General features: G+C 33.6%; 22 protein-coding genes. 10 read left to right on the top strand and 12 right to left on the bottom strand.

Translation table 11 applies throughout. From position 1 onward, the window contains the following. The first annotated feature begins 4 nt into the window (after positions 1 to 4). From RA0C_RS01005 to RA0C_RS00990, 4 genes are all read left to right on the top strand, one after another. Complete coding sequence (locus RA0C_RS01005; protein WP_004918022.1) at positions 5 to 4,723, top strand: translocation/assembly module TamB domain-containing protein; 4,719 nt, start codon at positions 5 to 7, stop codon at positions 4,721 to 4,723. A 130-nt stretch (positions 4,724 to 4,853) separates the two neighbouring features. Beyond that, on the top strand, positions 4,854 to 5,324 hold the full coding sequence (locus RA0C_RS01000; protein WP_004918020.1) for an Lrp/AsnC family transcriptional regulator: 471 nt from the start codon (positions 4,854 to 4,856) through the stop codon (positions 5,322 to 5,324). Positions 5,325 to 5,382: 58 nt separating this feature from the next. Further along, a complete protein-coding gene (locus RA0C_RS00995; protein WP_004918018.1) occupies positions 5,383 to 5,760 on the top strand; it encodes a hypothetical protein in 378 nt (125 codons plus the stop codon). An 11-nt stretch (positions 5,761 to 5,771) separates the two neighbouring features. Then, the gene (locus RA0C_RS00990) at positions 5,772 to 6,206 is read left to right on the top strand and encodes an RrF2 family transcriptional regulator (protein WP_004918017.1); all 435 of its coding nucleotides are present in this window, start codon (positions 5,772 to 5,774) and stop codon (positions 6,204 to 6,206) included. A 5-nt stretch (positions 6,207 to 6,211) separates the two neighbouring features. On the opposite strand, the gene RA0C_RS00985 is transcribed toward RA0C_RS00990, so the two are convergent. From RA0C_RS00985 to dnaA, 3 genes are all read right to left on the bottom strand, one after another. Continuing rightward, the gene (locus tag RA0C_RS00985) at positions 6,212 to 6,916 is read right to left on the bottom strand and encodes an SAM-dependent methyltransferase (RefSeq protein ID WP_004918016.1); all 705 of its coding nucleotides are present in this window, start codon (positions 6,914 to 6,916) and stop codon (positions 6,212 to 6,214) included. Beyond that, positions 6,916 to 7,362, bottom strand: coding sequence for a low molecular weight protein-tyrosine-phosphatase (locus RA0C_RS00980; RefSeq protein ID WP_004918013.1), 447 nt, complete (start codon positions 7,360 to 7,362; stop codon positions 6,916 to 6,918). The genes RA0C_RS00985 and RA0C_RS00980 overlap by 1 nt, the downstream gene beginning before the upstream one ends. Before the next feature lie 93 nt (positions 7,363 to 7,455). Beyond that, a complete protein-coding gene (dnaA, locus tag RA0C_RS00975) occupies positions 7,456 to 8,934 on the bottom strand; it encodes a chromosomal replication initiator protein DnaA (protein WP_004918011.1) in 1,479 nt (492 codons plus the stop codon). Positions 8,935 to 9,067: 133 nt separating this feature from the next. Here dnaA and RA0C_RS00970 point away from each other — a divergent pair, with 133 nt between their 5' ends. Continuing rightward, positions 9,068 to 9,475, top strand: coding sequence for an acyl-CoA thioesterase (locus RA0C_RS00970; protein WP_004918007.1), 408 nt, complete (start codon positions 9,068 to 9,070; stop codon positions 9,473 to 9,475). Positions 9,476 to 9,485: 10 nt separating this feature from the next. Here the strand turns inward: RA0C_RS00970 and pepE are convergent, their stop codons facing one another. Continuing rightward, a complete protein-coding gene (gene pepE, locus RA0C_RS00965; protein WP_004918005.1) occupies positions 9,486 to 10,178 on the bottom strand; it encodes a dipeptidase PepE in 693 nt (230 codons plus the stop codon). 33 nt (positions 10,179 to 10,211) lie between these two features. After that, a complete protein-coding gene (locus RA0C_RS00960; RefSeq protein WP_004918002.1) occupies positions 10,212 to 13,730 on the bottom strand; it encodes a T9SS type B sorting domain-containing protein in 3,519 nt (1,172 codons plus the stop codon). Between the two features lie 124 nt (positions 13,731 to 13,854). Between RA0C_RS00960 and RA0C_RS00955 the strand changes: the two genes are divergently transcribed. The 3 genes from RA0C_RS00955 to RA0C_RS00945 are packed head-to-tail and all read left to right on the top strand — an operon-like array spanning position 13,855 to position 16,466. Continuing rightward, positions 13,855 to 15,528, top strand: coding sequence for an APC family permease (locus RA0C_RS00955; RefSeq protein ID WP_004917997.1), 1,674 nt, complete (start codon positions 13,855 to 13,857; stop codon positions 15,526 to 15,528). Between the two features lie 47 nt (positions 15,529 to 15,575). Continuing rightward, positions 15,576 to 15,962 carry an acyl-CoA thioesterase gene (locus RA0C_RS00950; protein WP_004917996.1) on the top strand — a complete coding sequence of 129 codons (387 nt, stop codon included), beginning with the start codon at positions 15,576 to 15,578 and terminating at the stop codon, positions 15,960 to 15,962. A 48-nt stretch (positions 15,963 to 16,010) separates the two neighbouring features. After that, positions 16,011 to 16,466: a phosphohydrolase gene (locus tag RA0C_RS00945; RefSeq protein ID WP_013447263.1), complete on the top strand. Its 456-nt coding sequence runs from the start codon at positions 16,011 to 16,013 to the stop codon at positions 16,464 to 16,466. Here RA0C_RS00945 and rluF read toward each other — a convergent pair. From rluF to truB, 3 genes are read right to left on the bottom strand one after another with little or no spacing between them, the layout of a single operon-like run. Beyond that, positions 16,463 to 17,185, bottom strand: a complete 723-nt coding sequence (gene rluF, locus RA0C_RS00940; protein ID WP_015345531.1) for a 23S rRNA pseudouridine(2604) synthase RluF — start codon at positions 17,183 to 17,185, stop codon at positions 16,463 to 16,465. The genes RA0C_RS00945 and rluF overlap by 4 nt on opposite strands. Positions 17,186 to 17,188: 3 nt before the next feature. After that, a complete protein-coding gene (locus tag RA0C_RS00935) occupies positions 17,189 to 17,749 on the bottom strand; it encodes a hypothetical protein (protein WP_013447262.1) in 561 nt (186 codons plus the stop codon). A 4-nt stretch (positions 17,750 to 17,753) separates the two neighbouring features. Further along, the gene (gene truB, locus RA0C_RS00930; RefSeq protein WP_014411195.1) at positions 17,754 to 18,452 is read right to left on the bottom strand and encodes a tRNA pseudouridine(55) synthase TruB; all 699 of its coding nucleotides are present in this window, start codon (positions 18,450 to 18,452) and stop codon (positions 17,754 to 17,756) included. Between the two features lie 206 nt (positions 18,453 to 18,658). On the opposite strand from truB, the gene pyrH reads away from it, so the two are divergent. After that, a complete protein-coding gene (gene pyrH, locus RA0C_RS00925) occupies positions 18,659 to 19,366 on the top strand; it encodes a UMP kinase (protein ID WP_004917986.1) in 708 nt (235 codons plus the stop codon). A 37-nt stretch (positions 19,367 to 19,403) separates the two neighbouring features. Continuing rightward, positions 19,404 to 19,958, top strand: coding sequence for a ribosome recycling factor (gene frr / locus RA0C_RS00920; RefSeq protein WP_004917984.1), 555 nt, complete (start codon positions 19,404 to 19,406; stop codon positions 19,956 to 19,958). Between the two features lie 36 nt (positions 19,959 to 19,994). Here the strand turns inward: frr and RA0C_RS00915 are convergent, their stop codons facing one another. The 4 genes from RA0C_RS00915 to RA0C_RS10645 form a co-directional block, all read right to left on the bottom strand. After that, the gene (locus RA0C_RS00915; RefSeq protein WP_004917982.1) at positions 19,995 to 20,756 is read right to left on the bottom strand and encodes a hypothetical protein; all 762 of its coding nucleotides are present in this window, start codon (positions 20,754 to 20,756) and stop codon (positions 19,995 to 19,997) included. A gap of 36 nt (positions 20,757 to 20,792) precedes the next feature. Continuing rightward, entirely contained in the window at positions 20,793 to 21,539 is a 747-nt protein-coding gene (locus RA0C_RS00910; protein ID WP_004917980.1) for a PA3715 family protein, read from the bottom strand. A gap of 5 nt (positions 21,540 to 21,544) precedes the next feature. Further along, a complete protein-coding gene (locus RA0C_RS00905; RefSeq protein ID WP_228481915.1) occupies positions 21,545 to 22,195 on the bottom strand; it encodes a hypothetical protein in 651 nt (216 codons plus the stop codon). Positions 22,196 to 22,731: 536 nt separating this feature from the next. Further along, complete coding sequence (locus tag RA0C_RS10645) at positions 22,732 to 22,860, bottom strand: hypothetical protein (protein WP_374096980.1); 129 nt, start codon at positions 22,858 to 22,860, stop codon at positions 22,732 to 22,734. Positions 22,861 to 22,863 lie beyond the last annotated feature (3 nt).

The following is a 22,863-nucleotide window of genomic DNA, read 5'->3' as shown; positions in this document are numbered from 1 at the left end:
AATTATGGCAAATTTAAATAATAATAACGATAACAAAAAAGATAATCCTATTTCTAACAAAATAAATGAGGCGGAACAACACATAGAAAAGAAAGTACAAGAAACCAAAGAGTTTTTAAAGGACGCTATAGAAAACCCTAAAGAAACCGCTGAAGAATTTGCAAAACAAGCCACTAAAGATGTGACTAGCTACTCTTGGTGGGCTAAACTTTTGTTGGTACTTTTTTGGACAATTTTATCTTTATTTGCCATTGGATTTATTGCCATCAATCTACCCGTTACTAAAAATTGGCTTACCAAAAAAGTGGTAAACAAACTCAACCAAGACCTTAATACCCAGATAGCCTTTGAAAAAATAGACCTTAATTATTTTGGAGATGTTACGCTACATAAAGTAACTGTAAAGGACCACAGAGGCTACCATTTTATTAAGGCTAAAGAGTTGTATGCAGATTCTGATTGGTTTTCCATTTTAGCAAATTCTAGACATATCAAGTTCCAATCACTATCTATCAAAAACTTGGATATGAAAGTGATTACCTACAAAGGTGATAGCATACCTAATTTTATCCGTTTTGTAGAGCTTTTCGATAATGGTAAAAAACCAGACCCCAACAGACCTCCATTTCAACTTAAAACTCGTATAATTATTAAAGATTCTAAACTTTCTATCGTCAATCAAAATCATACAGGAGACGCGGGAAGATGGCTAGATGCCGAAAATTTAAACTTGATAATTCCAGAGTTAAAAGTTAAAGGTCCAGAAGTTAGTGCTAAAGTAAATCAACTTAGAATGACAACTAAAAGATGGGGCAAAAAGCACTTTTTGGATACTTTCTCTACGGATTTTTCTCTAACCAAAGAGGCTCTTTTCTTAGACGATTTGCTCATCAATACTAACCATAGCTTACTACACGGAAGTTTAAAATTTAATCTTAACAATGGTACTTGGGCAGACTTTGGCAACAAGGTAAAATGGGATATGCAACTTAAAAAAGGTAGCCAAATAAGTGGCTATGACATCAGTTACTTTGTAAAAGATTGGGATAACTACAAGCCCATCAATACTTCAGGAAATATGACTGGTGTACTTAATAACTTTACTCTAAACCAATTTTCCATAGGTGATAATGATTCTAAAATAGTTTCATCATCTATAAAGGTTGCCAAAATACTAGATAAAAGTTTCTCCGTAGAAACCAATAGTATCTCTACAGACCTTACTTATAAAGGGCTGAAAAGCTTGTTCCCTAGCTTTATTTCAAAAAAAATGGGTAATGTGGCTGATGATTTTGGTAGAATAAAGTACAACGGTATGCTAAAAGCCAACCCTGAACAAATTACTTTAAGAGGAAATTTAATTTCAGGTGTTGGACAGGCAAAAATAGACCGTTTTACTCTAAGAGAGTATAGTAAAGTTCCTAAGTATAATGGCTTATTAGAAGTTACTAATCTGAATGTAGCCACCATTACCAAAAATCCACAGGTTGGGCTCATTTCTGGTCGATTTGATTTAGATGGAGAAAGCTTTGATATCAATCAAATGAAACTCAGAACTAAGTCTAACATCAGGCGTATAGAGCTGTTAGATAAAACCCTCAATAATCTAGTTTTAGACGGATATCTTAACAAAAAACGCTACGAAGGTATTGTAAACATAAATGATGAAAATGCCCAAGCAAATGTTAAAGGTATTTTTGATTTTAGTACTCCTAGATTATATGCCAATGTAACAGCAGATATCAACCATTTGAACGCCAGCTACTTCTCTGGAAGCCCTGAAAGACAAATCTTAAGTGGATATGTAGATGCAGAAGTATCTATGAAGGACATTAACGATATGCAACTAAACGCTCATCTTAGAGATGTTAAAGTTTTATCCAAAGACCAAAAAATAGATCTTCCAACAGGAGATGTTAAAGCTTATTTTGAGGACGGAAAAAGAATTGTATCCGTAAACGCACCTAATGTAGTAGAAGGTAAAGTTGCAGGAAAATTCAATCTGGGAGATATAGGTGGTATGGTACAAAATAGTATAAGTAAACTACTGGTTACCAATCAACCTAAACGCCTATATAGAGGGCAATATTTAGATTTAGACTTCAAAATTTCACAAGGACTTATCAACTTTTTTGAACCGAATTTGAGAGTAAGTAACATACTCTCTGTATCTGGAAGTTATGACGGCAATAGTAATGATTTACTATTAAATGCAGATACTAGCTATTTAAAATATATCATTGGTAAAAAAGAAACCGAAAAGGTAAACCAAATTTTAGCAGAAACAGATGTTAAGTATAATATAAAATCTCCTGCTAAAAAGGATAGCATCATGATTGATGGACTAGCACTTAAAATAGATACCAAAAGTAGAGAAGATAATTTCTCTTTGGAAATGAACCGTGCTGAATACAATAAAAATATCCTTAAAAACGCTAGTATTATAGGCAAAAATCCTGATGGAGAACATCTCCACCTTGCCATAAGGTTTTTACATGGCACCGATAAAGATGAGAAGGAAGACGCTATGAAATCTTACGCGGTTAATCTTAATCAAACCACTAATGTAAACGGTGATTATATTATAAGATTTGAGCCTACTGAGGTTAAACTCAATAGTTTTGTATGGAATGTAGACACTTCGCCAGAGCTTAATCACTCTATTACCTACAGAAAAAAAACAGGATTTATAGACATTGAAAATCTAAAATTTTATTCTGACGACAGTGAAGTTTTAGTTAATGGCACTTATAAAGATGCTAAAAACATCAATGCCAATATTGATGTTAAGAATGTTAATCTCTCTAAAGTATTAGCCTTAAAAGAAGGTAGTTCCGACTTAAATATTAAAGGTAATGCTAACGGAACCATAAAACTAGCTATCCTCAAAAATAACATAGAACCTATTGTAGATTTAAAAGTAGATGGTTTCTCTATACATGATAAAAACTTAGGAGATTTACTCATCAATGCAGAGAAAACCGAGCGTCCAAATATTTTTGATGTAGATCTTAAAGTAACTTCTTCAGATATTTTTGGTAATGATAAGCTCAGAATCTTTGGGAAAGTAGATAACAATACGCCTTCTCCTAGCCTAGACCTTACCGCTGACTTAAATAAATTTGATTTAGCATTTGTACAAGAATTTGTGAAAGCTGTATTTAGCAACTTTAGAGGTAATGCTAGTGGGCAACTTAAGATAAATGGTACTGTAGACAACATCAACTATAATGGAGATATAGCCCTATCTAAATTTGGGTTTAAACTCAATTTCTCAGGAGTAGATTATTATTTTGATGACACTGTTATTCCTTTATCAAAAGGGTTTGCTGTTCTTAATAATATTGGGATAAGCGATGGAAGAAATAACTCTAAAGGTAGTGTTTCCGGGGCAATTCAGTTTGACGACATTGCCTCTATGGGGCTCAACCTCATTATTAGAACGGATAACTTAATGCTTCTTAATACCACTCAAAGAGATTTTGATGTATTTTGGGGGAGAGTTTATGGTACAGGAGATATATTTGTAGATGGTGCTGTTACCGCTCTTAATATCAATGCAAAAACAAAAGTTCTTAACAATAGTGTATTTACACTTAATAGTAATTCAGCGACTTCGGTAGATGAATTTAAAATGCTTCGCTTTGTAGAACGAAATGAAGACGGTGTACTTAGCGTTAGTAAGCGAGAAAAATCTGGAGCGAATATGAATATAGAATTAGCTCTTGATGTGGACCGAGGTTCTACTGTAAATGTATTGGTAGGCGATGATATAGGTGATATTAGCGTGAGAGGAACCGCTGAGAACTTGAGGTTTAGAATGAATAGAAGCGGACAAATGTCTATGAACGGAACCTATGTGGTAGATAACGGAACTTATGTTTCAAAAGCAGTACTAGAACGCTCTTTCCAAATAGCAAAGGGAAGTAGCATTTCTTGGGATAATAATGTGATGAATCCAGCACTCAATATTTCGGCTAACTATTACAGAACCGTAACCAACTTGGGAGAATACCTTAACACTGGAAAGCTTCCTCCCGTAAATGTAATGCTAGAAACTAAAATCACACAATCATTGTCTAACCCTGATATTCAGTTTGATATAAAGACACCTGATGTTTCTAGTCAGATTAAAGAAGCTCTTGCTTTTAGAATGAGTACCCCAGATGAAAAAATCATTCAGTTCGGTTCTATTCTAGCACTTAACAATTTCAATGTAGCTAACACAGGAGGTCTTACATTTGATGTAGGAAGTACTGTAACTTCCCAAGGATACGCTCTTCTAATGAAGCAGCTTGGTGCGGTACTTAATACCATTAGTAATCAGTTCCAAATAGATTTGGATTATATCCGCGGAGATCAAGCTACCAATACCGCTGATAGAGCTTCTGGTAGATTAAGCTTTACCCTTTCTCCTAGAGTTAATATTAAAACAGGATTAGGTGTTCCTATCGCAAGAAACCAAAACGCAGAAGCAAATAATTTTCTTTCTGGAGAAGGAATTATAGAGTATGATTGGTCTAAAAGTAATGATGGTAGTCGTATCTTAAGAGCCTACTCTAAACCTTCTAATATTTCTAATATTGTGGGACAAAACGCAGGAGCTAACCAATCTTGGGGAGGCGGTGTGGTTTATAGTAAAAGTTTCAATCGTTTCTTCAGTAGAAAGAAAAAAGATAGTTTCAAAGCTAAGGAAACTACGGACAGTACTAAGACAAAATAAATTTGTTAAATTTTTCTCAAAAAAATTAACATAAAATGTCAAAATTTAATAACTAAGTTATTCGTTTTTTTTCGTAATTTTGTAAAAATAAAACTCAAATTTTGATAATAAAGTAAAAATATTTAATACTATGGATTACCGTTTGGACGAAATAGACAAAAGCATTTTAGATTATTTAGTACAAAATACAAGAATGCCTTTTACAGAAATAGCAAAAAATCTTAATGTTTCTGCAGGGACCATACATGTAAGAGTTAAGAAAATGGAAGACGCAGGAATTATTTTAGGCTCTTCTCTGAAAATAGATTACGAGAAACTAGACTATACTTTTACCGCATTTATAGGAATACTATTAACTAAATCTAATAGAACCCAAGAAGTGTTGAAACAATTAGAAAAAATCCCTAACATTATAGAAACTAGTGTAGTATCTGGTAAATACAACATTTTCTGTAAAATGAAAGCCAAAAATACAGAAGATGCTAAGAATGTCATCTACCAAATAGACGACATTGAAGATGTTACCAGAACAGAAAGTATGATTTCTATGGAAGAGTATCTGAGTGATAAAAACAGACTAATACAAGCTGTTAAAGCTTAATAACTTATTTTTTGTAAGAAGCCTTTGTTTTATCAAAGGCTTTTTTTAATTTTACAGAATGGAAGACAGAAACTACTTTAATGATGAGCCTAAAAAAACTAATAGCTTTTATATAGCTATTGGGATTTTAGCTATATTTACTCTTATGGGGTTGGGTATTGATATAGATGAGTTCTCTCAGCACGAAAGTATCAATATACCTACTTGGTATTTTTACCTTATATTCGGAGTAGATTTATTAGCATTAGTTGGGCTTTTCCTTATCGTATTGTTTAGAAAAATAGGTGTCTTTTTATTTCCTTTGGCTGTAATAGCCCATTTTATTCTACACCAGTTTTATCTTTCTACCTTCCTATACACAGATGTTACCAATCTATTTTTATATGTAGGATTAGGTCTATTGATGATTATCCCTAAATGGCAATACTTTAAATAATCCATCTAGTTATGTTTTCTAAAGCGTGCGAATATGCCATTAGGTCTGCCATTTGCATTGCCCAAAAAAGACTAAACAATCAAAGGGTTAATGTAAAAGAAATTTCGGCGTCTATTGATGCTCCTGTAGCTTTTATTGCCAAAATACTACAACAGCTCTGTAAGGCTAATATCATAGAGTCTGTAAGAGGGCACCAAGGTGGATTTTCTATTGATATAGAACAACTTAAAGAAATTAAAATCTACGACATTATTGTCGCCATAGATGGAAGTGGACTTTTTACCAAGTGTGGACTAGGACTAAAAGAATGCTCATCTGTAAATCCTTGCCCTGTACACAATGATTTTAGAGAAATAAAAGCCAAATTAGAGAACATTACTAAAAGCTACTCTCTTTACGATTTAGCTTTAAAGACAGAACAAGGTTTAGCTTGGCTAAAAATTTAGATTTTTTATCTAGTAGCACCAATAACAAACACAGCTGGAATTTTATGTAAATCAGGCTTATCTTTCTTCCAATTTTTGATTTCTTTTGTTTTAATAAATTCTTCACTAGGATGAGTAACATTAGCCGCGATACAAAGCTTAGTATTAGGATTTAGAAACTTACACAAATCTTCCAAAAGTTGATTGTTTCTATAAGGTGTTTCCATAAAAATTTGTGTATATCCTGTCTTTTGAACCTGCTGCTCCAAAAACAAAATTTGTTTTTTTCGCTCCACTTTATCTATAGGAAGATAGCCATTAAAAGTGAAATTTTGCCCATTAAATCCACTTGAAATAAGAGCCAAAATAATAGATGAAGGTCCACTAATAGGCACTACCTGAATATCATTTTGATGCGCCCATTTTACCATAATATTACCAGGGTCGGCAATACATGGCAATCCAGCCTCAGATAAAAGCCCAAAATCTGTCCCCTGTTTCATCAAGAGTGTTGCTTCCTGCAAATCTTTCTCTTCGGAATGTTTATTGAGTAAAAATAGCCTGAGTTCTGACTGTTTTTTTTCAGGGCAAAAAAACTTAATTACCTTTCTTGCTGTTTTTTCATTCTCTACAAAAAAATAATCAGTCTTTAAGATATAATCCTTTATAATAGGAGCAAAGTATTCCTTTGGACTTTCTTCTGATAAATAGGCAGGTATAAGAAATAACATTATAAACGAGGTTTTAAATTAAGTTCCAAAACTATTCTATCACAAGCTTTATCCAACATATGATACACCTTTTCAAAGCCACCTACACCACCATAATAAGGGTCTGGTACTTCGGCATTATTTTCTAGAATGAGTACTAGTTTTCGGCGTTGCTCCTCATTTTCTGCTAAAGCCAAAGCATCTTTATAGTTTTGCTTATCCATACAGTAAATTCGGTCAAAAATTTCAAAATCTTCCTTCACCAAAGGGCGAGATCTATGACCGTTAATATCAATACCGTGAAAATCGGCAGTCTGGATAGATCTTGGATCTGCCTCAGCTCCTTCATGATAAGCACTCGTCCCTGCTGAATCTATAAAATACTCTTCTGATATTTTAGCCCTTAGAATACCTTCTGCTAAAGGACTTCTGCATATATTACCCAAACAAAGCATTAAAATTTTCATAACCAATATTTTTACTAAATTGAAAAGGATTACCCTAAAACTACGAACGCCCTAAGATAATCCCTTTTCTAATACTAACCTAAAAAATCAAAATTATTTTCTTATTTTCTCCTTCAATTCTTTTATGTACTTTCGCATTTGTTTATCTACCTCTGCCGTATTTTTAACCGTATCACAAGCATACATTACCGTAGAATGGTCTTTACCTCCCATCTCCTCACCTATCTTCGTAAAGGTAGCATCTGTAAATTCCTTTGCGAAATACATAGCCAACTGCCTTGGTAATGCAATATCTCTCTTTCTAGTTTTAGATAATAATTGCTCTCTCTTGATACCAAAGTAATCACAAACCACCTCCTGAATGTAAGGAATACTAATAACTTTCTTTTGGTTAGCCGATATTTTATTGATTGTCTCCTTCAATAAGTCTAAAGTTAAATCAGACTTATAAATAGTAGAATAAGCAATAACCGCATTGATAACACCAATCAATTCTCTAACATTAGATTGTACCTCACCTGCTAAGAAATCTATCATATCCTCACTAAGAGCAATACCATCTCTATGGAGTTTATCCACTATAATTTTTCTTCTAGTGTCATAATCAGGCGATTTAATCTCCGCCGTAAGCCCCCATTTGAAACGAGATACTACTCGCTCCTCAATATCCATAATGTCTGCTGGAGCCTTATCCGAAGTAAGGATAATTTGCTTTCCATTTTGGTGCAAATAGTCAAAAATATGGAAGAATGAGTCTTGTGTTGCCCTTTTACCAGATAAAAACTGAATATCATCTACAATAAGTACATCTAACATCTTATAGAAGTTAGCAAAATCTTCTCTGCTATTAGCATTGCCTCTATTGGAGTTAGCCGCTTTTATAAACTGCTGTATAAACTTCTCAGATGATAAATAATGTACAACTTTATCTGGATATGTATTTTTAATTTCTAAACCAATTGCTTGGGCAATATGCGTCTTCCCTACCCCAACACCACCATAGATAAACATGGGGTTAAAAGAAGTTTCTCCAGGTCTTTTAGCGATAATTTTAGCAGCAGAAAAAGCAAACTTATTACTTTCTCCTTCCACAAAATTATCAAATGAATGTACTGGATTGAGATTAGACTCTACACTTATCTTTTTTAAACCAGGTACTACCAAAGGATTTTGTATCTTACTAGACAAAGACGGTGGCATAATTTCCTGAGGTTTAGGAACTGGCATACTCATACCTTTAATATGAGTAGCTGTCTGTTGTTGTACCTGTTGATTTTCTTGAGATTTTTTATCTAGTACAGAATACCATAGCTTAACACCTTTACCTATATTTTTTCTAAGAGCTGCTGACAATAATGGCAAATAGTTTTCCTCTATGTATTCTTTATAAAAATCACTAGGAACACCTATGGTCAAATTGTTATTAACTAATGATATTGGCTGTACTCTATCAAACAACAAATGGAATGAGCTGCCTAGTTTACCCATAGCATCTCCTTGCTCCATAGCATTAAGATTATCCTTCATAAATTGTAGGCATCTATCCCAAATAATGAATAAATCTTGCTCCATGTTGTTTAATATTACTTAGTTAATTTTTGACTTTAATGGGAGGGCAAATATCTGAGTTTTTAATTTTAAAAAAAAGCACTTGCTCCCTTGATTTTTTAGAAATATATTTGTATGTATAAAAGAAAAACTTGATATGATACACACAGTACACACAGTACGAGTAAGATATGGCGAAACAGACCCTATGAAGTATGTTTACTACGGAAATTATGCTGAATATTTTGAGGTTGCACGAGTAGAACTATTCCGTAATATTGGGGTTGCTTATGATGAGATAGAAAACAGAGGTATTTGGCTCCCTGTGTCTGAATATCATACTAAGTATTTGAAACCCGCTCGTTATGATGAAGTTTTAGAAATTCATACATTTATTAAAAAACTTCCCGATGGTGTAAGGATTGTTTTTGACTATGAAATCTACAATCCTAAAGGCGAGAAAATAACGGAAGCCTCCACCACCCTTTTCTTCCTAAACGCAAAGACAGGGCGAATAATGCCCTGCCCTGATTTTCTACTAGATTTAATGAAACCTTATTTTTAATTATCAAAGATTAAAGTTCGGTACCACTTTCTATTTCGTAAGGTTCTTTTCCTGCTTCAAATATTCTAGTAAGATGAGAGCCTTCCACGGTTATTTTATCTCCTATCCTGCGTATCCAATTACCTTCTCTAAGTCCTACTACTTTAGTATCATTTTGAGAAAGGAATTCTTTAATTCTTGTTTCTCTAGTTTCGCCATTATGTTTCAAATTAGGGTCTGGGTCTAAATAGTGCGGATTGATATTAAACGGAACCAATTCCATACACTCAAAACTAGGTGTAAATACAATCGGCATATCATTAGTATTTTTCATATTAAGCCCACCTATATTGCTTCCTGCACTTGTCCCAAGATAAGGTTTTCCGCTTTGTACTTGCTCTTTCAAGGTAGTCATCAAATCCAATTCGTGTAAAGTTTTTACAAGTAAAAAAGTATTCCCGCCACCTGTAAAATATGCTTTTGCATTTTGTATGGCTTCTTTAACATTTTCAAACTCGTGAAGTCCTTTTATCTTTATGCCTATGCTTTCAAAAAAAGTTCTTGCTGTAGAAGTATATTCCTCGTGAGAAATACCATTTGGACGAGCATATGGAATAAACAAAACCTCATCTATCCCTTGATAAAGATTTATAATTTCGTCTTTTAAATACTCTAAATATTTTCCTCCGTATAAGGTAGAAGTAGATGCTAAAATAATATTCATTACGATTATATTTAAGTTTAATAAAGATTAGTATCAATAGTTTTTAAGCAAAATCCAACCTTGTTTAGCTTCGTTTCTTTGAGTGGCTGGGTCGTACCATTTCACGACATACCAATAAGTAGCACTCGGTAATTCTCTTCCTTTCTCTGTACCGTCCCAAACCAAGTTACCACCAGATTCGGCTTTAAAAACAGGTTTCCCATAGCGATCCATTATAACCATACTTACTTCTTTCATTTTATCCAAATGTTCCACTGTCCAAACATCATTTTTACCATCTCCGTTAGGCGTTATTACATTAGTGAATTTCAAGAAATAAACGGACAAAGGAGCTCCTAAACATCCATTTGCCGACCTTACTTGTATGGTATATTGGCTATCTGCGGGGTTCAAAAGTATATTGGACTGCTGCGGAACTCCGTTAAAAATGTAGGTATAGGGCTGAACGCCTCCTTCGGCAGTAACTTCTATCCTATCATTATCGGTTATAACACTTACAATTTTAGGCTGATGTTCGTCTGTTACTTTGAAAGTTATTATTGATGGACAACCTGCAACATTAATCGCTTCTACCGTGTAAATTCCCCACTGAACTTCAGAGTAATTTAAACTAAGGCTTGTACCTACTTTAATAGTACCATCTGGCAATTTCCATTTAACAGAAGTAAAATCAGACGCGTTAGATACCGAAACAGACACAGGTTCACCATAACACAAATACACATCATTAATAGGCAATATTTTGGTTGGGGTTTTAACCTTTAAATCAAATTCAAAATGATTTGGGCATTGTCCTGTTTTTCTAGCAATACCATAAACTTTCTCCCCAAAGGCAATTTGATTTTGATAGCTCTGTGGATTACTTATTAAATCCGTTCTTGCTGCATCTCTGTAAAATTCAAGTATAGCAGCGTTGTCTGACGTAATTTGAGATTTCCAATCGTTAAGGTTAAAAGTGGCTATTCCGTCAAAGTTAGTGTCACATATTTCAAATGCATTGATAGTATGATTAACCGTTACAGATGTATTTTGCACAAATGAAACTTGCTGTAAATCAGACATACAAGCTATTTCATTATTTTTAATGTAGAATTTTACCACATAAGGCAAGCCACTCCAAGAAAAATCCGAAGTGAGTGGATTTCCACTCTCGTCTAAAAATGTGTAGCTACTAGGATTGCTGATAACCTTTGATTTAAAATCATCTAAAGTATAGCTACTTTCAGTACAAATTAAAATCTGATTACTTATCGCTTGTGGCTTTATTAGCTCTACCAAATCATAATCAATTCTATCTAGGCATTCTCTATTATTAGTAGTATTAAAAACGAAAATAGCATACGGTCTGCCACGAGTGCTTAGGTTATAGTTTTTCCATTCAGTTTCTGTAAGCCTTTGGTTATTACTATCGTAATATTCTATCACTAAATCGCCATTCCATTGTCCTCTATTTCTAATAAATCGGTCTGTGTTTGTAATTGTTAAATCAAAAACAGAAGACCCACAAGCGGATATTTTTTGCTCTAACAAATTAGTATATATAGTTGGTTTACGATAGATTTTGAGCTCTAATGTAGGTACTACAGAAGCTACACACCCTGTGGCTGTATTCTTTATTTTAATATAAATAGTGCCACTACCTCTATAGTTAAGATTACGAATTGGTTGCGTTAAAGCTGCATCTGTATAAAATGTAGCTTCAATATCTGGACTATATTCTAGCTCTCTTTTAGTTTGGTTAAGGTCAAAATATTCTGTAGAACTGAAACAATGTTCAGGAAAAGGGGTTATAGGCATTACTCTAACTTCGTCCAAAAACTCAAAGTTTAGGTTTATGACACTTTCACAACTAAAATTAGGGTGTTTTATTTTTACCATAAGTTGTGTGTTTACTCTAGGATTTACCTCTTGCAAAGCACTATAAGTATTGCCTCCATCTACCGAATAAAGAAAGGTATAACCTCGACCTCCGAAATAAACATTTTCAAAACTTTCTCTAAGGTTATAAGTAGTTGTATCAAAACACACTCGCTCCGCTATTGGGTCTTTAGGTAAAGATAGATAACTTAATTTAAAACTTCTAATCTCTGTACAGTTGCTAGAAGACACTTTCATTTGCAATGTTTTTTCAACTCCTGTAGCAATGGTATACTTATAACCATTAGCTTCTGTAGCTACTACATTACCTTGTTCATCTAAAAACACTACTGTATATCCTGTTCCAGCTAGGTAACCTACCTTATCCAAAAGGTTAATTTCTCTTTGATTATTCCCTAAAGCATCACACTCTGTAAAAATCTGATTCTCTAGAAAGCCTATAGGTAGTAAATCAGAACTAATATCTACCGTTGTTCTAGCCGATTCTTGGCAACCATTGGCTTTAACATAGTAATTACCGTTTGTAGTCGCTATAAAAGAATTGCCTGTTGCCACTGCAAAAGATTCTCCTTCTTTGTACCATTGGTATACGATACCCGTAATAGGGTTTTGTACAGAAAGTTTATAACCCGCAGCACAACCTGTTTGTCTTTCAGAGCTAATACTTGGTGTTAATACTTTTTTAAACTCAACCTCTTGAGAAATGGGATTCCCTACAGGTGTGGTACCGTCTGAAAAAGTGATTTCGGCTTTTAGTCTTTCTGCATCATTTACAGGCAGGTAGGTGAAATTTCTATCTGTAGAGCGTTCTACACCATCTACAAACCATTTTGCACTCGGTGTAAGTGTTTGGTTAGGCGTAAATAAATAGGCTATATTTCCACTTTCAGTCCAGTTGGTGTTGTTGTAGTTACGAACAAATTTATGTTTACTTGCATCTGAATTTTGAATTCCTAGAATAGCGTTTTGTCCCAATCTTTTAACTACCCTAACAATAAAAGAATTATCTTCTAACAATAACACTTTAGAGCTAATTGTTCTATTATAGTCAGAATGAAGTTCTATAATATTCTCAAACGAAATTAACAAGCCCCTTTTACCGCTATAAATGGTTTGTGAATAGGTTATTTTATCATAATCGCTAGAGTTATAGTAACCTATATCTGTAAAACCTAAAAATAAATTAGCTAAACTTAAAGCCCTTGAAGGGTTTGAAGTATCTACCTGATTATAAATAATATTAGGCAACTGACGATTAGCCTCTGTACCATTACCACTATAAACTTTATCTTGATAATTGCTTTGATATAAATTCTCTAAATCAGCATTATCTCCAAAAACCAACCTTCCGTTACTACCCACAACTACTTTAGTATAAGTTCTGCCATAAAAACTAAAGGGGAAGCCAATATCTATAGCTTTAGAAAAATTACTGTTTCCTGTTCTCCTTTCAAAAGGAACAAAAGTGGAGGGATTAGCTATATTTAAAGTAGTTTCTGTAATGCTATAATCTCCCGTACTCGTGGATTCAGCGTTCAAAGTTAAATTATAAATACTGCCTTCACAATAATGTACCGTCGCTGGCAAAGCTGTATTATCAGCACTATTTATAATTATTTGACTAAAAATAACAGAACTCCAAAGAAGTAAATAGGTAAGTATTAACTTTTTCATCTTACAAATTTGCGAAATTTATAAACAACTCTACTGCCTTGAATACGAAAAAAATAAACAAGTAGCATTTTTAAGAAAAAAACTTTTACATTTGTTCCCTTTTTAATGTTCATCTTTATAAGGTATGAAACAACTATTTAAAACAAAATCATATAACCCTAATGACCTAGGAAGCTCCTTTGTGAGAACCTTAGGGGTTTGGGACATTGTATTCTTTGGGATTGCAGCTATTATAGGAGCCGGTAGCTTTAGTAGTCTAGGCGAAGCTATTTTTAGAGGTGGTCCTGGAGTTATTACACTTTATATTATCTGTGGTGTAGCTTGTGGTTTTACGGCTCTATGTTATGCTGAATTTGCTAGTAGAATCCCTGCCGCTGGTTCTGCCTACACCTATGCCTATGCTAGTTTTGGAGAGCTTATAGCTTGGATAATAGGCTGGGCTCTAATTATGGAATATTCTTTTGGAAATATTTATGTTGCCTTTTCTTGGTCAGATTACTTTACTTCGTTTCTTTCTAGAATAGGAATTAATATACCTGACTACCTCACTTGTAGCTACTCCGAAGCTAAAAAAGCCTTTTTCAAAGGGTCTACTCACCCTGCCCTTATTTCGGCTTGGAAAAACGCTCCTGTTATTGGCGGATTAAAATTTATAGTGGATATTCCTGCCTTAGTTATCAATGGGTTAATTACTTGGGTATGCTACATTGGAATAAAAGAAAGTAAAAACTTTAACAACTTATTGGTAATCTTAAAACTTGCTGTTGTTATATTAGTGATAGCTGTAGGTGTATTTTACATCAATACAGATAATTGGACTCCTATAAGCAACATTACACACCAGCCTACAATGATGCCTAATGGATTTATTGGAGTGATGAGTGCCGTTTCTGGCGTATTTTTCGCCTATATAGGTTTTGATGCTTTGAGTGTTTTATCCGAGGAAACCAAAGACCCTCAAAAAACTCTTCCAAAAGGTATGATAATCGCTTTAGTACTTTGTACAGCCATCTATATGGTACTTACACTAGTACTTACAGGTATGGTAGATTATAGAAAGTTTGATGGTGTGGGTGACCCACTTTCATTTATTTTTGAACCTTCTAATGCCAATGTTGCGTGGATGGAACTTGTGGTTTCAATTACTGCAATTATTGCGATAACTAGCGTTCTTCTTGTATTTCAAATGGGGCAACCTAGAATATGGTACTCTATGAGCCGCGACGGATTACTTCCAAAAAAATTTCAACAAATACACCCTACAAGAAAAACTCCTTCTTTTGCAACCATTATTACAGGTTTGGTTGTAGGCATTCCCATTTTATTTACAGATAAATCTTTCATCTTAGACTTTACGAGTATCGGTACCATATTTGCCTTTGTTTTAGTGTGTGGTGGCGTTCTTCTCTTACCAAGAAAAGAAAAAGTAGAAGGTCGTTTCCAGATGCCTTACATCAATGCTAAATATATTTTCCCAGTTTTATTTACTGGTGGAGTCGTTTTCTTCTATAATCTCATTCCTGAATTTTTCAGTACTTTGATGGATTGGAACGACCCTGAAGAAGGAGAATTTAGATTGGCCATATTTATTTATCTAATCATTAACCTAGTTTTGTCTCTATTAGCTTTTATTAAAAATCTATCTCTTATCCCTCTACTAGGATTAAGTTCTTGCCTTTATCTCCTTACGGGAATGACTCACGAAAACTGGTTCTGGTTTATTGTTTGGTTTGGGATTGGGTTGGTAGTTTACTTTGGTTATGGCTACAAAAACAGTAAACTTAGAGTACAACAATAAGTCAAAAAAGATTATATTTGTAAGATGACTAGAAACACTTAATTAAAATGACTTACGAAGAAAGAATAAAACAATCTGAAACGCACACTTTTAAGGTAGTATTTCCTGACACTACTAACCACCATAATACTATGTTTGGCGGTACTATTATGAAAATAATGGACGAAGTTGCCTTCATTACTGCAACTAGATTTTCTAGGAAAACCATTGTAACAGTGAGTTGCGACCAAATTGATTTTAAAAAACCCATTCCTGCAGATACTTTAGTAGAGCTTGTAGGGAAGGTAAAATCTGTAGGAAATACCAGCTTAAAAGTAAGTGTGGAGGTTTTTATCGAAGAAATGTATGCCAATACAAGAGAAAAAGCTGTATTTGGTGATTTCACTCTCGTTGCTATAGATGAGAACAAAAAACCTGTTAAAATACTTGACTAATCTATCACTAAAAATAGTTTAATTCTTTTTTGTTTTTAGAATTACCAGATGACAGACAAAATGATGAAAGAAGAATTGTTGCACAAAGCCATTAGAATTGCCCAAAATGCCCACCGTGGACAAACCGACAAATACAAAGCTCCTTATATAGGGCATGTGATGAGAGTGATGAATTACGGTAAAACTCTAGACGAAAAAATAGTAGGCGTACTACACGATGTTGTAGAAGACTGCCCAGAATACAGCATAGAATATCTAAAAAAACAGGGCTACCCAGATGAAATATTATTCGCTATAGAATGCCTTTCTAAGACCAACCCAGAGGAAAGCTATGACGATTTTATTAAACGCATTGAACAATCGCCTCTAGCCATTGCCGTTAAAATAAACGATTTAACCGATAATATGGATTTAAAAAGGGTAAACCGCCCACTCACAGAAAAAGATTTGAAAAGGTTTAATAAATACTTAAAAGCCTACCATTATCTTACAGAAAAATACTAATCGTAAGTTTTCGCTGAATCTTTAATCAGATGGTTGAGGGTTTTCATCTCGTTGGGTGTCAGCTCTCGCCACTTTCCTATTGGTAAATCTAAATGGATATTCATAATTCTGATACGCTTTAGCTTCTTCACTTCGTATCCTAAATATTCGCACATACGGCGGATTTGTCTATTCAGACCCTGGGTAAGTACAATCCTAAATTGCATTTTATCCAGCTGCTCCACTTCGCACTTTCTGGTAACTGTGCCTAGTATCGGCACTCCCGCTCTCATCTGTTCTAAGAATTTATTGGTAATAGGCTTATCTACCCTTACAATATATTCCTTTTCGTGGTTGTTTCTTGCCCTTAATATTTTATTAACAATATCACCGTCCGAAGTCAGCAATATTAAACCCTCACTAGGTTTATCCAATCTTCCTATCGGGAAGATGCGTTTGGGATATTTGATGTAATCAATAATATTATTCTTTTCTCGTTTAGTATCCGTTGTACAAACAATGCCCACTGGCTTATTAAATGCAATATAAACATTCTCTTCCTTTGGCTCGGTAATAAGCTTCCCATCTACCTTTATCTCGTCTTCTGCACTTACTTTAGTCCCTAATTCTGGTATTTTACCATTGATGGTAATTCTCCCTTGTTCCAGTATTTTATCTGCTTCTCTACGAGAACAAAAGCCTACTTCCGATAAATATTTATTGATTCTAACCTTTTCCACCAACTATAAATTTTTATTACTATAAAATACAATACCATAAGAGAAACCTATGAACCAATTCCCCATACTGTACCCTTCTAAAGACAGCTCAAATTTTTGCCCTAAATTACGATAAATAGAAGCATCAAACTTACCAACACTTAGTCCCCAATACGCTGTATCATTGGCTGCGGAACGATTGAACTGTTTACCTAATTTCAGTCCAATGTAACCAAAATCGTGGTCTTCGGCTTTGGTAACAAATATATACGGGTTGATGGTGTAATACAATAAATGATAATTATCCGAAACATAGCTATACTTAATCCCTCCCGAAATAGCCAACCAATTAAAAGGTTGTACGCCCAATTCAGAAGCAAACCCATAAGCAAATTTTTCATCGCTTCGGCTATTATTTAGTGTATTATTATTTGTATCGGTATTATTTCCTCTAAGAATAGAGGCTAAATCTAACCCTACATTAGCATTTATTCCTGTGAATATTCCCAACTTATCTGACTTTTGTTCTTGAGCAAAGCTACCTAAAAAAGTAAGTGCAAAACAGAATACAAAAATTTTATCCATATCATTAAATATTATTGGTAAAACTAAACTCATTTGTTAAAAATTGTTCCGAAGCCTGTTCTACAGAAAAATCACCAATCTTAGTCCTTCTCAGCTGTGTAAGATAAGCTCCTACACCTAAAGCCTGACCTATATCGTGTGCTAAACTTCGGATATAAGTCCCTTTGGAACACCCTACACTAAACCTCACAAAAGGCAAATCAACCTCTATATTGTCTATAAAGTAAATGGTGGTTTTCCGTTTCTTTAGTTCCACCTCTTCACCTGCTCTGGCAAGATTGTATGCTCTTTCGCCATCTACTTTAATCGCAGAAAATATAGGTGGCGTTTGGTCTATCTCTCCCACAAAGCTATCCAAAGTTTCTAAAATTTGCTCTTTAGTGATGGTACTAATATCTTGGGGTAATATTTCTGGTTCTTCGGTGTCATAAGAAGCCGTCTGGACTCCAATTTTTATTTCGGCGTGGTACTCTTTTGGAGCATTTTGTATTTCTGGGATAGTCTTGGTAGCTTTGCCTGTGCAGACCACCAAAAGCCCTGTGGCTCTAGGGTCTAATGTTCCTGCATGACCAATTTTAATCTTCTTTAGCTTAAACTCTCTTTTCAGTTTGAATTTCATTTTGTTAACCGCCTGAAAGGAAGTCCAATCCAAAGGCTTATCTACCAAAAATACCTGTCCAGCTTGTATTTCTTCTAATGTCATCGCTTCTATATTCTCTGCCACAAAAATAACAATTAAGTTTTACTCATTAACATCATCATAAGGTTTATTCATAAAATTAAACAAAACCTAGAATCTTTTTTTGATATTTAATTAATTCAAATGAGAGTTAATTCTATCGTAATACTTATATTTGCAGAGGAAATTTTAGTCCAAAGTAAATATTGATTTAATTAAAAAGTAAACCTATGAAATATAAAAGAATCCTTCTAAAACTTAGTGGTGAAGCACTTATGGGAAACCTACAATACGGTATAGATAACGACAGACTAAAGGAATATGCCACAGAGATTAAGAAAGTAGTAGACCAAGGTTGCGAGGTCGCTATCGTAATAGGAGGAGGCAATATTTTCAGAGGGCTAGCAGGGGCTGCCAAAGGAATGGATAGAGTACAAGGCGACTATATGGGAATGCTGGCAACCGTCATCAATGGTATGGCTCTACAAGGTGCTTTGGAAGACATCGGCATTAAAACAAGACTACAATCTGCCATTGAAATGGATAAGGTAGCCGAGCCTTTTATTAAAAGAAGAGCAACTAGACACTTAGAAAAAGGGCGAGTAGTTATCTTCGGAGCTGGTACGGGCAACCCTTACTTTACTACGGATACTGCGGCTACGCTAAGAGCCATAGAAATAGGGGCTGATGTTATCCTTAAAGGTACTCGTGTAGATGGCATCTACGACAGCGACCCTGAAAAGAATAAAGATGCTGTGAAATTCAACAGCCTTTCGTTTGATGAAGTTTATGAAAAGAATTTAAAGGTAATGGATATGACTGCCTTTACTCTTAGCCAAGAGAACAAACTTCCTATCATTGTTTTTGATATGAATAAGGAAGGTAACCTTCTAAAGGTAGTTCAGGGCGAAGAAGTGGGAACGGTGGTAAGAAATTAAGAGTTTTATATAATTAAAAAAATAATCATTAAATAAAATGGAAGAGATACAGTTGATATTAGACAATGCTCGTCAGGAAATGGACGCTGCGATTAAACACCTAGAACACGCTTTCTTAAAGATTAGAGCTGGGCGTGCTTCTACGGCTATGGTACAAGATGTAATGGTGGAATACTATGGTAGCCCTACTCCTCTTAACCAAGTTGCGAATGTTTCTATCCCTGATGCGATGACTATTGCTATCCAGCCTTGGGACAGATCGGCTATTAAGGATATAGAGAAAGGGATTATTAACTCTAACTTAGGGTTTGCTCCGTCTAACAATGGTGATACTATTATCCTAAATGTACCCCCGCTAACTGAAGAGAGAAGAAAAGACCTTGCAAAGCAAGCTAAAGCGGAAGCGGAACAGACTAAAGTAACTGTAAGAAATGCAAGACAAGATGCAATGAAAGACCTTAAGAAGCTAGATGGGGTATCCGAAGATATTATTAAAGATACCGAAAACGAGGTTCAGCAGCTTACAGATAAGTACATTAGTACGATAGACGACCACTACAAACACAAAGAAGTAGATATTATGAAAATATAAAAACTAAAGCTACCCCAAAAAGGTAGCTTTGTTTTTTTAAAACTTTCCATAAAACGATTTTATATTAAAATAAAAACTGATTTTAGTTCCATCATTCTTCTCTAAATTTAATATATCATAGGGGATTCCATTATGTTCAGTTAATACTTGGTTTATCAATTTGCAATTAGGACAATTTTTTTCAACAAACTCATATTCTTCAGCAACACTATTTACTTTTATTGCATTTTCTATAGATTTTCCATCATTCAAATTTGTTGCTTTTCTAGTATCAACAAATTCATACTTATCAGTATTCATGTCAACACTTATACTTTCAGAAATAAATCTGATTTGATTTTTGTTTATAATTTCATATTGGTACACATCGGTTTTTCCAGATTCATCATGAAATTCATTAAATTTTCCATTTTCAACCCACCAATTTCCAGTTTCCTGTAAATTTTTACTTTCTCCAAATTGAGTATAAGTAAAATCTAAAATAAATGTTCCATCTTCAAATCTTTTCATTTCCCAAGATTTGCTCATTCCATCAATTTGTTGTCCATTTTCTGAACCCGTCCAAGTTCCAACAAATCTTTTATCAACTTGTTTTCCGTTTGGTAAAGTTGTCAACTGCGTTGAACAAGAGTTCATCAACACTAAAATGCTAAAAATAATTAGGTTTCTTAATTTCATATAGCTGTATTTTTTAACCGTCACCAAATTAAACAAAATTGTGGAAGTGAAAAGCATTTTGCTATAAAACATTACCAAATTTATATCATTACTTATCCCCGCCATGTTATCTACACCCATAACTATTTGGTAGTATATTCAGTTATATAAACGCTATCAATGATATTCTATTCCATTAAACTTTAAGTTTTTTACTCTTTGATGAGTTTTTATCTTTTCAACACAATCATTATTCGTTGGAATATTTTGTGTCTTTTTAATTTTTGATTTGATGATTAGATTATAGAAACCATTATTCATAGTTTTACCAATATCAATATTAGAATTAACTTCTTCATATTTTCCACTACAATTGGTATCCCATTCTCCATGAAATTCTGAAACGGTAAAGTTCTTTAAAACCCGCTTTAACTTATCATTTTCTGTGATAAATAGAGATAAATCCGTTTGATTATAGGGGTTAGGTCTACTACTTCCTGTATAATTTACCCTTACTCCTACAGCTCTTGTCTTTTTATTTAAATTGTACAAACCTGTATCAATACTTATATTATTCAGATTTATAGCATCCGAAGTCCAAGCATTTGGTTCATAAAACTTATTCAATATTTTCCCATTTTTATTATCAGCGATGATTACATGGGCATCAAATTCATAAAAATAAAAGCCATACTCGTCTTTCTCTTTCGTTCTGTATTTTGGAATAACAAAGAAAGTTTTGTCCACGGAAAAAGGGAGAATTTTGTCCGCTACTAATTCCATATGTATTTCACTCTCATCTAGTTTTAATTCCTTCAATACTTTATCCAAAAGCACAGCATCCTTTACTTGTGAAAAGGAAAAAGTTGAGATGAATAGAAAACTCAGCAAGAAAATAAATTTTAATCCGAAATTCGTTTGCATACTATCTATTTTTTTAGTGTTTTTTCATTAAGTCTAAACATTCTATTTAAAGAAAAATAAACCAAAATTATATATCCTAAAATTAAATAATAGGTTTCCTTTGGAGAATATTTTATTTTAAAAAAATTAGAATGTTTATAATCATAGTCATTTTCATCAAGATATTCATTAGAATATTCACACCCAATAATTCCACCACCGCAAATCACTTCATTAGATTCAACTTTTCTGTGAATCATATAAAATGTATTAGTCTTTTCTGTGTCTAGACCAAACTCATCTTGATTTGCTTTCAGCATTAAATTAATGAGTTTTACTAAATCGCCGTATGAATTCTTATCTGAAAGCTGGAATTTTATACCTGTTTTATCAATATTATTATTTTTAATTTTTTCAATTAAGGTTAAATAGTTTTTTTCAGTTTCATCGTTGAAATTCTTGGGAACATTTACAATATCATATTTATATCCATCAATTGGGATTACTATATGCTCTAAGGTTTTCTCTCCTATTTCAGCTTTATAAGGAAGTACTAAATCTAGAACTCTTAAACTCAGATTGTCATATGTTGGTTTCACATAAATCCAAAAAATAACAGGAGTAAAAATTAAACTTATCATTCCACCAACATAGTATATTTTTTTATGTGTTTTCATTACCACTAAATTAAACAAAATTATGGTAGTAAAAAGCATTTTGAGAGTAAATATTACTCAATATGTAAGGCTAGTATTGATTTTTTCAATGTTTTTAATTACATATTCCAAAGCTTTTTCAGACCTAATTTTTTTGTCAGGTTTTACACCATTTCAATCACTTATATTTGCTCCCGTATTTACAAATTTCACACTTGACACAGATAATTTAAGACTAGAGTTGGGCAATTTACTTTCAACAGAATCACCATAACAAACAACCCAACCTCCTATTTCCTCTCCAATCACTTTACCCAAATGATAAGCCTTAATTGTTTGTGTAAAATCACTTGCTTATGAATATGTTATCCTGCTTGTCGACAAAAATAAATTCCCATTAAATCTATTTTTATTTTTTTCTAATTTGGTTATATTTTTTGCACAATGAGCTGTGGTTATCTTCTCTAATGGCTCATTAACTCTATTGATTTGTTTCAAGTATAGTGAATCATTTAGAGAATTTATTTTGTTTTTCAAAATCCCATCTCTTTCTAACCTTATTTTTTAATAACTTGATTGCTTATTTCAATTAGAGTATTATCAGAATATTGTCTAAAGTTTGTTTTCGCAATATACTGTAATAAAATATCTCCAACCATTGAATTGCCACCACCGTTTTTTCTGATATC

The organism is Riemerella anatipestifer ATCC 11845 = DSM 15868 (assembly GCF_000252855.1).
In the GTDB taxonomy this organism is placed as follows: domain Bacteria; phylum Bacteroidota; class Bacteroidia; order Flavobacteriales; family Weeksellaceae; genus Riemerella; species Riemerella anatipestifera.
Note: the sequence above shows the minus strand (reverse complement) of the source record. Positions and strands in the feature narration are given on the sequence as shown.